General features: G+C 68.2%; 12 protein-coding genes. 5 read left to right on the top strand and 7 right to left on the bottom strand.

What is annotated here, in order from left to right:
• Positions 1-10 precede the first annotated feature (10 nt).
• A complete protein-coding gene (locus AB4Z37_RS08730) occupies positions 11-667 on the top strand; it encodes a TetR/AcrR family transcriptional regulator (RefSeq protein WP_441516477.1) in 657 nt (218 codons plus the stop codon).
• Positions 668-676: 9 nt separating this feature from the next.
• Here AB4Z37_RS08730 and amaB read toward each other — a convergent pair whose 3' ends face one another.
• On the bottom strand, positions 677-2,194 hold the full coding sequence (gene amaB, locus AB4Z37_RS08725) for an L-piperidine-6-carboxylate dehydrogenase (RefSeq protein ID WP_441516313.1): 1,518 nt from the start codon (positions 2,192-2,194) through the stop codon (positions 677-679).
• 129 nt (positions 2,195-2,323) lie between these two features.
• Between amaB and AB4Z37_RS08720 the strand changes: the two genes are divergently transcribed.
• Positions 2,324-3,106 carry an SDR family NAD(P)-dependent oxidoreductase gene (locus tag AB4Z37_RS08720; protein ID WP_441516312.1) on the top strand — a complete coding sequence of 261 codons (783 nt, stop codon included), beginning with the start codon at positions 2,324-2,326 and terminating at the stop codon, positions 3,104-3,106.
• A 229-nt stretch (positions 3,107-3,335) separates the two neighbouring features.
• On the opposite strand, the gene AB4Z37_RS08715 is transcribed toward AB4Z37_RS08720, so the two are convergent.
• The gene (locus tag AB4Z37_RS08715) at positions 3,336-4,166 is read right to left on the bottom strand and encodes an IclR family transcriptional regulator (RefSeq protein ID WP_441516311.1); all 831 of its coding nucleotides are present in this window, start codon (positions 4,164-4,166) and stop codon (positions 3,336-3,338) included.
• A 161-nt stretch (positions 4,167-4,327) separates the two neighbouring features.
• Complete coding sequence (locus AB4Z37_RS08710; protein ID WP_441516310.1) at positions 4,328-4,753, bottom strand: acyl-CoA thioesterase; 426 nt, start codon at positions 4,751-4,753, stop codon at positions 4,328-4,330.
• Positions 4,754-4,826: 73 nt separating this feature from the next.
• Between AB4Z37_RS08710 and AB4Z37_RS08705 the strand changes: the two genes are divergently transcribed.
• The 3 genes from AB4Z37_RS08705 (at position 4,827) to AB4Z37_RS08695 (ending at position 8,989) form a co-directional block, all read left to right on the top strand.
• The gene (locus AB4Z37_RS08705; protein ID WP_441516309.1) at positions 4,827-5,981 is read left to right on the top strand and encodes an FAD-dependent monooxygenase; all 1,155 of its coding nucleotides are present in this window, start codon (positions 4,827-4,829) and stop codon (positions 5,979-5,981) included.
• A complete protein-coding gene (locus AB4Z37_RS08700) occupies positions 5,978-7,600 on the top strand; it encodes a benzoate-CoA ligase family protein (protein WP_441516308.1) in 1,623 nt (540 codons plus the stop codon). Before AB4Z37_RS08705 ends, AB4Z37_RS08700 begins: the two co-directional genes overlap by 4 nt.
• Before the next feature lie 438 nt (positions 7,601-8,038).
• Positions 8,039-8,989: a DUF1932 domain-containing protein gene (locus AB4Z37_RS08695; protein ID WP_441516307.1), complete on the top strand. Its 951-nt coding sequence runs from the start codon at positions 8,039-8,041 to the stop codon at positions 8,987-8,989.
• Between the two features lie 260 nt (positions 8,990-9,249).
• Here the strand turns inward: AB4Z37_RS08695 and AB4Z37_RS08690 are convergent, their stop codons facing one another.
• The 4 genes from AB4Z37_RS08690 to AB4Z37_RS08675 form a co-directional block, all read right to left on the bottom strand.
• Entirely contained in the window at positions 9,250-10,014 is a 765-nt protein-coding gene (locus tag AB4Z37_RS08690; RefSeq protein ID WP_441516306.1) for a pentapeptide repeat-containing protein, read from the bottom strand.
• 131 nt (positions 10,015-10,145) lie between these two features.
• On the bottom strand, positions 10,146-10,457 hold the full coding sequence (locus AB4Z37_RS08685; RefSeq protein WP_211962469.1) for a DUF1272 domain-containing protein: 312 nt from the start codon (positions 10,455-10,457) through the stop codon (positions 10,146-10,148).
• A 157-nt stretch (positions 10,458-10,614) separates the two neighbouring features.
• Positions 10,615-11,919 (bottom strand): MFS transporter, encoded by a 1,305-nt coding sequence (locus tag AB4Z37_RS08680; RefSeq protein WP_441516305.1) that lies wholly within the window; start codon positions 11,917-11,919, stop codon positions 10,615-10,617.
• 50 nt (positions 11,920-11,969) lie between these two features.
• Positions 11,970-12,413, bottom strand: coding sequence for a cupin domain-containing protein (locus AB4Z37_RS08675; protein WP_441516304.1), 444 nt, complete (start codon positions 12,411-12,413; stop codon positions 11,970-11,972).
• Positions 12,414-12,436: the final 23 nt, after the last annotated feature.

Below are 12,436 nucleotides of genomic sequence, written 5' to 3'. Positions count from 1 at the left end.
ACAAATTTAGATATACATATCGTATAGTCAATTTGAGGAGTCAACCGCCCTGGCATCGCGGACCTATCGCAGCCCGCAGCGCACCGAAGCCGCCGCGCAGACCCGCGCGCGCCTTGTCGCCGCCGCGACCGCTCTGCTCGCGGCGGCGGACAGCGGCCCGGTGTCGCTCGATGCCGTGGCGAAGGCTGCCGGCGTGACGCGGCTCACCGTCTACAATCAGTTCGGCTCGCGTCGGGCGCTGCTGGAAGCGGTGTTCGACGACCTCGCGCAACGCGGCGGGCTGGCGCAGTTGGCGGAAGCGATGGCGGACGGCAATCCGCGCGCCGGGCTCGACCGGCTGATTGCGATCTTCTGCGCGTTCTGGGATTTTCGCCGTGCGGCGATGGCGCGGTTGGAGGCCGAGGCGGTCGCCGATCCCGAACTCGCGGACAGCCTCGCGGCGCGCAACGCGCGGCGGCGTCAGGCGCTCGCGGTGCTAGTCGGCCGCATTGCCGGCCGCAGCGGCGCCCGCGCGGCGCGCGATCTCGTCGACGTGCTGTTCGCGCTCACCGGGCATGCTTTCTTCGCCGCGCTGACCGCGGACGGCCGCTCGACGGCGGCGGCATGCGCGCTGATCCAGGCGCTGGCGAGCGACGCGGTGGCGCGTGTCGCGCCGCCGCAGCGCTGACGCCACGCTTCAGCCGATGTCGAACGTGACGCCCTGGGCGAGCGGCAGGTCACGCCCGTAGTTCACCGTGTTGGTCTGCCGGCGCATATAGGCTTTCCAGGCGTCGGAGCCGGCCTCGCGGCCGCCGCCGGTGTCCTTCTCGCCGCCGAATGCGCCGCCGATCTCCGCGCCTGACGGGCCGATGTTGACATTGGCGATGCCGCAGTCCGAGCCCGCGGCGGCGACGAACACCTCGGCCTCGCGCAGGTCGCTGGTGAAGATCGACGACGACAGGCCCTGGCGCACCGCGTTGTGCAGCCGCACGGCTTCGCCGAGATCGTCGTAAGGCATGACATAGAGGATCGGCGCGAAGGTCTCGTCGAGCACGGGGCCGGTCTGCTGCGGCATTTCGACGAGGGCCGGCGTCACATAATAGGCTTCCGCGCCGAGGTCACCGGCGACGCGCGCGCCGCCGGTCACCGTGCCGCCACTCTGGCGTGCGCGCGTCAGTGCGCCCTGCATGCGGCTGAAGGCGTCGCCATCGATCAGCGGACCGATCAGCACCCGTGCATTGTCGAGCGGATTGCCGATCGGCAGGCCGGCATAGACGCGCTTCAACTTGTCGAGCAGCTGCGCATGCACGCTGCGATGCACGAACAGCCGCCGCAACGTGGTGCAGCGCTGCCCTGCGGTGCCGACAGCGGCGAAGGTGATGGCGCGCAGCGCGAGGTCGAGATCCGCCGACGGACAGACGATCGCGGCATTGTTGCCGCCGAGCTCGAGGATGGCGCGGCCGAAACGCTGCGCGAGGCGCGGGCCGACGACACGGCCCATCGCGGTCGATCCCGTCGCCGACACCAGCGGCACGCGGGCATCGTCGACGAGGCGCTCGCCGACGTCGCGCCCGCCCGTCAGCACCGCCGACAGTCCCTTCGGCGCGTCGCCGAACTGTTTCAGCGCGCGTTCGACCAGCGCCTGCACCGCGAGCGCGGTCAGCGGCGTCTTCTCCGATGGCTTCCAGACCACGGGATCGCCGCAGACCAGCGCCAGCGCCGCGTTCCACGCCCACACCGCGACAGGAAAGTTGAAGGCCGTGATGATGCCGACCGGGCCGAGCGGGTGCCACTGCTCCATCATGCGGTGGCTCGGGCGCTCGCTGGCGATGGTCAGGCCGTGGAGCTGGCGCGACAGCCCGACCGCGAAGTCGCAGATGTCGATCATCTCCTGCACTTCGCCCTGGCCTTCGGAGGCGATCTTGCCCGCCTCGATGGTGACGAGCGCGCCGAGATCACTCTTGGCCGCGCGCAGCTCCGCGCCGATCAGGCGCACCAGTTCGCCGCGCCGCGGCGCCGGCACCTCGCGCCAGGCGTGGAACGCCTGTTCCGCGGCGGCGATGGCGACGTCGACTTCGGTCGCGGTGGCGTCGGCGACATGGCCGATCACCGCGCCGGTCAACGGCGAGTGCACGGCGCGGCCGGCGCCCCCGATGCGGTCGGCGGGAACGCCGAAATTCTGCAGGATGGAAGTGACACGCGCGGCAAGGGTCATGGCGAAGCCCGGCAATGGGGGACGTGATCGGCGCAGTCTATCACGATGCGGCGCTCGCCGCTGCAAAGGCTTGCCGGCCACGGCGCGGCAATGGGATAAAGCGGGCCGGAGAGGAAACAGGACAGGTTCATGACAAAGATGTTTGATCTTTCGGGCCGCGTCGCCGTGGTTACCGGCGGTAACGGCGGTATCGGGCTCGGCATCGCCGAGGCATTGTTGGCGCATGGCTGCGCGGTGTCGATCTGGGGCCGCAATGCCGAGAAGAATACTGCTGCGCTGGCGCGGCTGCGCAAGCTCGGCGACAAGGTGCAGGCGCAGATCTGCGACGTGTCGGATCGCGATGCCGCGGTCGCCGCCACCGACGCGACGCTCGATGCGTTCGGCCGCATCGACGGCTGTTTCGCGAACGCCGGTATCGGCGGCGGCGGCCGCACGGCGTTCGCCGACCGCACCGCGGACGACTGGCGGCGGATGTTCGCGGTCAATCTCGACGGCGTGTTCCACGCGTTCCAGCCGGTGGTGCGCCACATGATCGCGCGCGCGGGGCAGGGCGATGCGTTCGGTCGCCTGGTCGCGACCTCCAGCATGGCGTCGCTGTTCGGCACCGCGCGCAACGAGCACTACGCCGGCTCCAAGGCGGCGATCAATTCGCTGATCCAGGCGCTCGCGGTCGAGCACGCGCGCTTCGGCATCACCGCCAACGCCATCCTGCCGGGCTGGATCGACACCGAAATGACGGGCGGCCTGCAGGCCAACGACAAGTTCATGGCCAACGTCATGCCGCGCATTCCGGTGCGCCGCTTCGGCACGCCGGACGATTTCGCAGGGGTCGCCGTCTACCTGATGAGCCGCGCGTCGGCGTATCACACCGCGGATACGATCGTGATCGATGGTGGCTACAGCGTGTTCTGATCGCGGTAGTCCGCATCCGTTCGGTTTCGCTGTCGCTTACCACATTCTGTGCGTCATTGCCGGGCTTGACCCGGCAATCCAGCTTGCTCGCGACGCATCGTCGCCTTTGAAGCTGGATCACCGGGTCTCGACGCTGCGCGTCGGCCCGGTGATGACGCTGTAAATGTGGAGGCGTGGTATGTCCTCGACGAAAGCTGAGGCCGATACGTTCAGCCCATAACGCAAGCCGTCACTGCCAGCGCGCGCCGAGGCGTTCGGTCAGCGCCTTGCACGTCGCCTGCAGCTTGCCGAGGATCGCGGCATCGTCGTTGCGGTCGAACGCCGGCGTCGCCATCATCGTCACCACCAGTGCGGCGCGGCCCTGGATGTCGAGGATCGGCACGGCGGTGGCGCGCAGGCCGGGGATGAGCAGTTCGTCGACTGATGCTGACATCGTGCGGCGGACCTTGTCGCGGATCGCGGCGACGTCGATGTCGGGTGCGCGCGGATCGTCGGCTTTGGCCTGCGCCACTGCGCCGATGCGTTCCTCCTCGCCCATGAAGGCGAGGAAGGCATGGCCGGTGGCGGAGCCGAGCAGCGGCAGCACCGAGCCGACCGCGAGCGAGGTGATCACCGGGGTGCGGCCGGCGTGCCAGCGCACGATGGTCGGGCCGAGCGGGCCGCGTGCCGCCACCAGCGTCGAGCGGCCGGTCTCGCGGGTGAACTCGGCGATGGCGGGATCGGCGACGGCGAACACATCGGTGCGGGCCAGCGCCGCAAGGCCGATCTGGATCGCCTGGGCGCCGAGGTCGTAGCGGCCGGACGCTTCGTCTTGGCGCGCCATGCCGGATGCGATCAGGCTGGCGAGATAGCGATGGGCCTGCGAGGCGGAGAGATCGGCGCGCTTGGCTACGGCGCCGAGCGTGGCGGCCTGCGGTTCGGCGGCGAGTGCCGCGAGCACGCGCAGGCCGATCTCGACCGACTGGATGCCGCGCCGCGCCGCCGGCGCGTCGTCGCCTTCGGCTCCCGCGGTGTCGTCGGCAGCGGTTTCGGCGAGGTCTTTCGTCTTCGGTGGGCGCATGGTCGGGCTTTCGGAAACAGGCTGATATCCTGCTTTGTTTCTCGTCATTCCGGACGCCGCGCAACGGCGATCCGGAATCTCGTGGCTGCAGCAGAACTCTTCGCCGAGATCCCGGTTTCGTCGCTGACGCGACGCCCCGGGATGACGGTGCACTGCCTTCTCTAGCTTTCCGTCGGCACGGCGTCTTCCGCGGTCAGCATCGCCCAGAACTGCGGATCGACCGCCGCGCCCTTGAGGCCGCCCTCGGCGTCGATCAGCGCCCAGGCGCGCACCTCGTGACCGGTGCCGACGAGGCGGCCGCCGGTGCTGAAGCGATAGTCCACCTTGAACCGTCGCTCGCGGTCCAGCGCCACCGTCACCTCGATGTCGAGGACGTCGTCGTAGCGCGCCGGCGACTTGAAGTCGGCATGGGCCTGCACGATCGGCGTCACCGCGCCGAAGCGCTTGCGCACCTCGCGCTGGCTCAGGCCGCGCGCCCGCAACAGCCGCTGGAAGCTGCTGTCCAGCCAATAGAAGTAGTTGGGATAGAAGACGATTCCGGCTTCGTCGCAGTCGCCCCATTCGATCGTCAGGCTGGTCTTGAACATCGGCTTGCCTCGGTGTGTGTTTTTGTATATTGAGGAATTAATTTCACAATGTCAAAAATTTGGGGAGGCGCACATGCGCATGGCGGTGCTGGGCGGAGGGCCGGGAGGCCTCTACGCCGCCTATCTCTGGAAGAGCCGGCACCCCGGCGACGAGGTCGTGCTGTTCGAGCAGAACCCGACCGGGGTTACCTGGGGCTTCGGCGTGGTGTTCTCCGACCAGGCGCTCGATTTCCTGCGCGCCGACGATCCCGAAACGGTCGACGCCATCGCCCCGCGCATGGAGCGCTGGTCCAACATCACCCTGACGCTGCGCGGCGAGAGCCTTCAGATCGACGGCGTCGGCTTTTCCGCCATCGGCCGGCTGGAACTGCTCACGCTGCTGCAGCAGCGCGCGGCGGCAGCCGGCGTCGTGATGCGTCACCAGCACACGGTGCAGTCGCTCGACGAGCTCGCAGGCTTCGATCTCATCGTCGCCGCTGATGGCCTCAACTCGCTGGTGCGTCGCGGCTTCGAAGGCGATTTCGGCACGTCGCTGTCGTACTCGGCCAACAAGTTCGCCTGGTACGGCACCACGAAACGGTTCGAGACGCTGTCGCAGACCTTCGTCGCCACGGATCGCGGCCATTTCAACGCCCATCACTACCGCTACTCGCCGACCATGAGCACGTTCCTGGTGGAATGCGACCGCGCCACCTGGGACGCTTACGGATTCGCCGACAAGACTGTGGAGGAATCGCAGGCGATTTGCGAGCAGGTCTTTGCGACCGTGCTCGACGGCCAGCCGCTGGTGTCGAACCGCTCGATCTGGCGCAATTTTCCATGGATCTGGAACGAGCGCTGGTCGTTTCGCAACATCGTGCTGATCGGCGACGCGCTGCACTCGGCGCACTTCTCCATCGGCTCCGGTACGCGCCTTGCGATCGAGGACGCCATCGCGCTGATGAAGGCGCTGGAGGCGGCGGACGGCGATCTACCGGCGGGCCTGTCGCAATATCAGGCCGCGCGCAAGCCGATCGTGCACAAGCTGGTCACCGCCGCGCGCGCCAGCGCCGACTGGTACGACCGCTTCCCCGAGCATATGGCGCTGCCGCTGGCGGATTTCGGCCACAGCTACATCACGCGTTCCGGCCGCATCGACGACGCGCGGCTGCGGGCGATGGCGCCGCAGTTCATGGCGCGCTACGACGCGGCGCACGCTGGCGCGCGACAGGCGGGAGACAATCGATGACCAGCTCGCCCACGCTCATCGCCGACCAGGTGCCGGCGGACAGCGCCGGTGTCCGTGAGATCGGTTTCGAGATGCCGGAGCGCTACAACGCCAGCCGCATCCTCTTTGACAATCTCGCCGCCGGGCGCGGCGACGCGCTGGCGCTCACCGGCCCTGCCGGCACGCGCACCTACGCCGAATTGTGCGCCGACGCCGCGCGCTGGGGCCATGGTTTTGCGTCGCTTGGGCTCGCGCGCGGCGACCGCATCCTGATGTTCCTCGACGACACGCCGGCTTATCCCGCGGCGTTCTTCGGCGCGGTGCGCGCCGGCTTCGTGCCGCTGCTCATCAACACCCTGACGCCGCCGGACCTGCTGCAGTTTTATCTCGCCGATTCCGGCGCGCGCGTCGCGGTCGCCGATGCCGAATTCACCGCGCGCTTCGACGCCGTCGCGTGTGCCGGCACCGAGCTTGCGAGGCTCATCGTCGTCAACGGTGCGCCGGCGGCGCACGCGGTCGGACACACGCTGCAGGCCGACGACTGGCTGCGGGGCTTTCCGGCCGAGCTGGCGGAAGCCGATACCCATCGCAACGAGATGGCGTTCTGGATGTACTCGTCCGGCTCGACCGGGCGGCCGAAGGGCATCGTCCATCTCCAGCACGACATGGCCTACACCGATGCGGCGTTCGGGCGGCCGGTGCTCGGGCTGAAGCCCGGCGACATCTGCTTCTCGGTGCCGAAGATGTTCTTCGCCTATGGCTTCGGCAACTCCGTCACGTTTCCGTTTGCCGCGGGCGCGGCGACGCTGCTGCTGCCGGGTCAGCCGAAACCCGAAGCGATCTTTGCCGCGCTCGGCCGCTTCCGCCCGACCGTGTTCTTCGGCCTGCCGACGCTCTACACCGCACTGACCAAGGCGGATGGCGCGCGCGGCGCGGACTTCTCGTCGCTGCGCCTTGCGCTGTCGGCGGCGGAGGTGCTGTCTGCGGAGGTGTTCAACGCCTGGAAGGCGCTGAGCGGGCTGGAGATCGTCGAGGGCCTGGGCTCGACCGAGGTGCTGCACATCTATCTGTCCAACCGCGTCACCGCGAAGAAGCTGGGATCGGCCGGCCTGCGCGTGCCCGGTTACGAGGTGATGCTGCGCGACAAGGATGGCCGCGAGGTCAGTGATGGCGAAGAAGGCATCCTGTGGGTGCGCGGCGATTCCAACACGCCGCTGTACTGGAACCGGCCGGACAAGACCGCCGAGACCATCCGCGACGGCGGCTGGATCTACACCGGCGACCGCTTCGTGCGCGACGGCGACGGCTTTCATTTTTTCCGCGGCCGTGCCGACGATCTCATCAAGATCTCGGGCCAGTGGGTCTATCCGCTGGAGGTCGAGCTGTGCCTCGCCGAACATCCGGCGGTGCGCGAATGCGCGGTGCTGGCGCTGGAATTGCCTGACCGCCGCATGACGCTCAAAGCCATCGTCGTGCTCAACGACCGCGACGCCGAGCCGGAGGCGGCAACGCGCGTGCTGCAGGACTACGTCAAGGACAAGCTCTTGCCCTACAAGTACCCGCGGCAGGTGGTGTTCGTCGACGAACTGCCGAAGACCGGCACGGGCAAGATCGACCGGCAGCGGCTGTTGAAGCTGTAGTGCAACGTCTTGTGGTGAGGACCCTGCGTGATCGGGCGAGCCGAATGAGGTGGTGCATCGTAGCCCGGGTGAGCGAAGCGATACCCGGGATTCCGGGTTGGTGCGGAAGACCCGGATGTCGCTGCGCTTATCCGGGCTACGAAACGTCGTTGGCATTCCCCGGCCAGCCCTTCTCCTCATCCTGAGGAGCCCGCATCGCGGGCGTCTCGAAGGATGAGGCCCGCGCGGCCTTGGCAACGCCTCGGCCTCATGGTTCGAGACGCGGCTCTGCGAGCCGCTCCTCACCATGAGGGAAGGGACAGCCGCGTGAGCCGAAGGCGGCTGCGAGAACGAGGCCATGTCCCCGGCGCAACCGCGTCGCCGATCCGGGTATGGCTTCATCCGGCGCGAGCGACTAGGTTCGGCACGATCGTTCGCTCTCCGATGGTGATGTGCCGCATGTCCTCCGATCTGAAATCCTCCAATTCCGTGTCCGCGAACCCGAAACAGTGGCAGGTCGGTCTGATCGGCTACGGCGAGGTCGGCCGCATTGTCGCCGAAGATCTCCACAAGGAGGGCATTGCCGTCAGCGCCTACGATATCAAGCTCGAGGGCGCGGCCGGCGATCCGCTGCGCGCCCATGCGCGCGAGCATGGCGTGCGGCTCGCGGGCTCGCATGAAGAACTGGCGGCGGGATCGGATCTCGTGATCTCGGCGGTGACCGCGAGCCAGACCGAGCGGGTCGCGGACGCCTGTGCCGGGGCGATCCGGGCTGGCGCCTGGTTCCTCGACTTCAATTCCGCCTCGCCCGGCGCCAAGCAGCGCGCGGCGGCACGGATCGATGGTGCCGGTGGGCGCTATGTCGAGGGTGCGGTGATGACTTCGGTGCCGCCCTATCGCATCCGCGTGCCGCTGCTGCTCGGTGGCCCCGGCGCGGCGGAGCTTGCGCCGCTGCTGGTCGCGCTCGGCTTCGATGCCAGGGTGTCGAGCGATACGCTCGGCGTGGCGTCGGCGGTGAAGATGTGCCGCAGTGTCATGATCAAGGGGCTGGAGGCGATGGTGATCGAGAGCTTCACCACCGCGCGCGCCTATGGCGTCGAGGATGCGGTGCTGGCCTCGCTGAAGGAAACGTTTCCCGGCATCGACTGGGAGAAGCAGGGCGCCTATTTCTTCCAGCGCGTCATCGAGCATGGCCGCCGCCGCAGCGAAGAGGTGCGCGAGGTCGCCGAGACCGTGCGTGAAGCCGGTCTTAACCCGTGGTCGGCGGCGGGCACCGCCGAGCGCCAGGGCTGGGTCGCCGATCTCGCCGACGCCGGCGTGTTCGGCACGCGCGGGGAGACAGGTTTTGCTCGCAGCGCCGACTGGCGCACCGAGGCGGATCGGATTCTCTCGACGCTGAAGAAGGGGTGAGAGGCGGAGGCGCAGCTCGTCATATTCCGCGTCATCACCGGGCTTGACCCGGTGATCCAACTTCGGGGGCTTGGCCGTGCTATGAGAAAGCTGGATTGCTCGGGTCGAGCCGGCAATGACTCAGTGGGTGGGATCCGTGGCCCGGGTGAGCGAAGCGACACCCGGGACCGGCGCTGCGAAAGGTGGCGCCCCGGATATCGCCGCGCTCATCTCCGCGACAGCCGTCCTGGTCGTCGCCGGGGAAACGGAGATATCGCGCGCTAACCCATCACCTCGATGCCGAACGCCCGCAGCACGGTGTCCTGCTGGTCCCGGCTGATGCACAGGCCGGCGTAGGAGCGCGGCGCGCCAAAATCGAAGGCGTCGAAGGTGGCGCGCGACAGCACGGCGCGGTCGAGCGAGGCCTCCGTGACATCGATGTTGTTGATCGCCGAGCCGACGAACGAGCATGCCGTGAGGTTGGAGCGCGCGAAGCTGGCGTCGCGCAGGTCGCAGTTTTCGAACTTGCTCTCCGACAGGTCCTTGCCGGCGAAGACGGCGTATTGCAGGCGGCAGTCGAGGAAGGTGACGCCGCCCATGATCAGGCGGTTGCTGACCTTGCGATGGACGTCGGCGTCGAAGGCAAGGCCCATGGCGGCGCAGGCCTTGAACGTCGCCATGTAGGCGACGGATCGCGTGACCTTGTTGAGGCCGAGGCTGCAGCTCTCGAACACGGCCTCCGACAGATTGCACAGCTCCCAGGCGCAGGCGCCGGCTTCGGTGCTGTCGCTGAAGCGGCAGTCGATGAAGCGCGTTTCCTTGAAACTGCATTTGGCGAACCGGCAGCTGGCGAAGCTGCTGCCGCGGAGAGTGGATTCGTCGAACACGCAGTCGATGAATTCGCAGTGTTCGAACTGCAGCTCATGGAGCGTGAAGGCGACGATATCAGCCTTTTCGAACCGCAGGCCGACGATCGGATCGGTGCGCTGGAAGTAGCTTTCCAGCGGCTGCGGGGCGATCTCGATATCGGGAATGTCGCGTGCCATCGATTGTCGCCTCTGGAGCCGGAGGCGGCATGTTCGGGATCGGGCCGGCCAAGTCAAGATGGCCAAGTCAGGGTGGATCAAGTCAGGGTGGACCAGGTCAAGACAGGTCAGGACGGATCAACGGCGCCGGCCTAGCGTTTCGCCGGATCGATCGCCTCGATGCGCGCGATGTGGGCCGCGAGGTCTTCTGGGGTGTAGCGCACCCGCACGCGCTTGTCGGAGGCCGGCTGCTTGTCGAGGCAGACGCCCGGCCGCCATTCGTGCGAGGGACGGATCGGGCGGGGTGCGAAACCGCCGCCGCAGTTCGGGCAGACGTTGTGCAGCTTGTCGCGGGCGCAGTCGGCGCAGAAGGTGCACTCGTAGGAACAGATCACGGCCTGTGCCGAATGCGGCGGCAGGTCCTTGTCGCAGAGTTCGCAGTTCGGTCGCAGCTGCAGGGCCATGCGCCAGCTCCGTCTGATCGGTCCGGGCGGACTGTCGCAGACCGGCGGTGCGTCGCCAAGGGGCGAAAAGGGCGAAATTCCCTCGTTTAGCGCCATCGTTGGCAAGGCGCCGGCGCGGGCGGCGTGGCAGAGGCCGCCGCCCGCGCCGTGGCCGGACTTACTCGGCGAGGCGGACGACCGCCGGCGCACCGCGGGACTCGCGCGCCAGCACCATCAGCAGCACCAGGAACGCGGCCTCGATCACCGCGAACACCACGAACGCCTCCTTGAAGGCGCCGCCCGATGCGGAGATGACCGCGCCCATCAGCCAGGGCGAGACGAAGCTGGAGAGGATGCCGAACACCTCGGCATAGCCGATCGCGGCCGGTGCCAGCACGTCCGAGTACTTCTCGCTCATCAGCGCGAAGATCGCGCCGCCGCCGAGCACCGCGGTGCCGCTCAGCGCCGCGCACAGCACCAGCGTCGAGAATGCCATCGGCGTCACCACGCTCCACAGGAACAGGATGGCGGTGCCGAGCGCGAGCAGCGCACTGAGCTTGATCATGAACAGCTTGCCGAGGCGGTCGGCCATGTAGCCGCCGATCACCAGGAACACGACCTGCGACAGCCCCATCACCGTGCCGATGATGGCGCCGGCGTCCGGCGGCATGTGCTGCACGGCGATGTAGGCCGGCACCACCCAGGTCGCCGTGCCGGCGATGGCGAAGGTGCAGGCGGCGATGCCGAGGCCGCCGACCGCGATCCACTTGGAGCGGAAGATCTCGCCGAGCGGCAGCGCCGCCGGCGGCGGTGTGCTGTCCCAGCGGAAGCCGGCGACGCCGATCTCCTCGGGGCCGTTGCGCACCACGAGGGCGTCGAGCGCGGCGACGATCAGCGTGCCGACCGCCAGCACCGCGAAGAACACCCGCCAGCTCGTCGCCAGCGTCAGCGGGATGCCGAGCGCGAAGTCGAGCGTGATGGCGAGGCTGTAGGCGGCGAGGATCATGCCGACCACGGCGCCGCGCCGGCTCTGCGGAAACCAGCCGAAGATCAGCTTCATGTTGCCGATGAAGATGCCGGCGTCGAAGAAGCCGATGACCAGGCGCAGCAGCACCAGCTCGACATAGCCCTGCACGAACACCTGCAGCACCATGCCGATGCCGGTGCCGGCGAGGCCGATCAGCAGCATGCGGCGCGCCGACATGGTGCGGCTGACCGGCGACCACACCACCATGCCGATGCCGTAGGTCAGGGCGAAGATGCCCTGGGCGAGGCCGGCCTGCGCCGGGTCGAGGTTCAGCGTCTGCGAGATGAACGGCAGCACCGCCGCGAAAGCGTACCAGTCGGCGGCGAGAAAGATCTCGCAGAGAATCGCGAGCACCAGCATCCAGCGCTGCCAGGTGATGATGCGGCGGCGGTCGGCGTCGGCAACGGTCGTCCAGGTGGCGTGCGGCGCGGTGGCCGCGGTGGCGGTGATGGTCATGCGCGTCCTCGTCGATGTCGGGGTGGGCTTCGCGGCGGGCGACGGTGGCGTCAGGCCGGCGGCGGCAGAAAGTTCACGTCATGCTCGGCGGCGATGCGGACCACCTCGGCCGGATCCGGCACGTTGTGGATGCGTTCGAACAGGCCCTTGAGCGAGCGCGTCGGCGCCACCCAGAACAGGCTGGTCGCGGTCGCGCCCGACTTGTTGAAGATGCCGTGCGCCAGTCCCTTGGGCATGCGCACGAGGTCGCCGGTGTTGGCCACGAAATTCCTGCCGTCGAGCCACAGGTCGTAGCGGCCGCTCAGCACGTAGATGAACTCGTCCTGGGTGGGATGGATGTGCGGCGGCACGAAGGTGCCGTCGGGAAACACCGCGTGCCAGGCCATCGAGTCCTCGGACTCCTGCTTGAGCGTGTAGGTCTGGCCGAGAATGTTCCAGACGATGTCGCCGAAGCCGGCGTCGGCCGGCGTGACGCCTGCGGGCATGGTGATCATGAGCGTATCCTGTTGTGGTGTGA

Origin of the sequence: Bradyrhizobium sp. 2TAF24 (genome assembly GCF_052115025.1) — a bacterium.
Lineage (GTDB): Bacteria > Pseudomonadota > Alphaproteobacteria > Rhizobiales > Xanthobacteraceae > Bradyrhizobium_A.
This window is presented reverse-complemented; position numbering and strand designations above follow the sequence as displayed.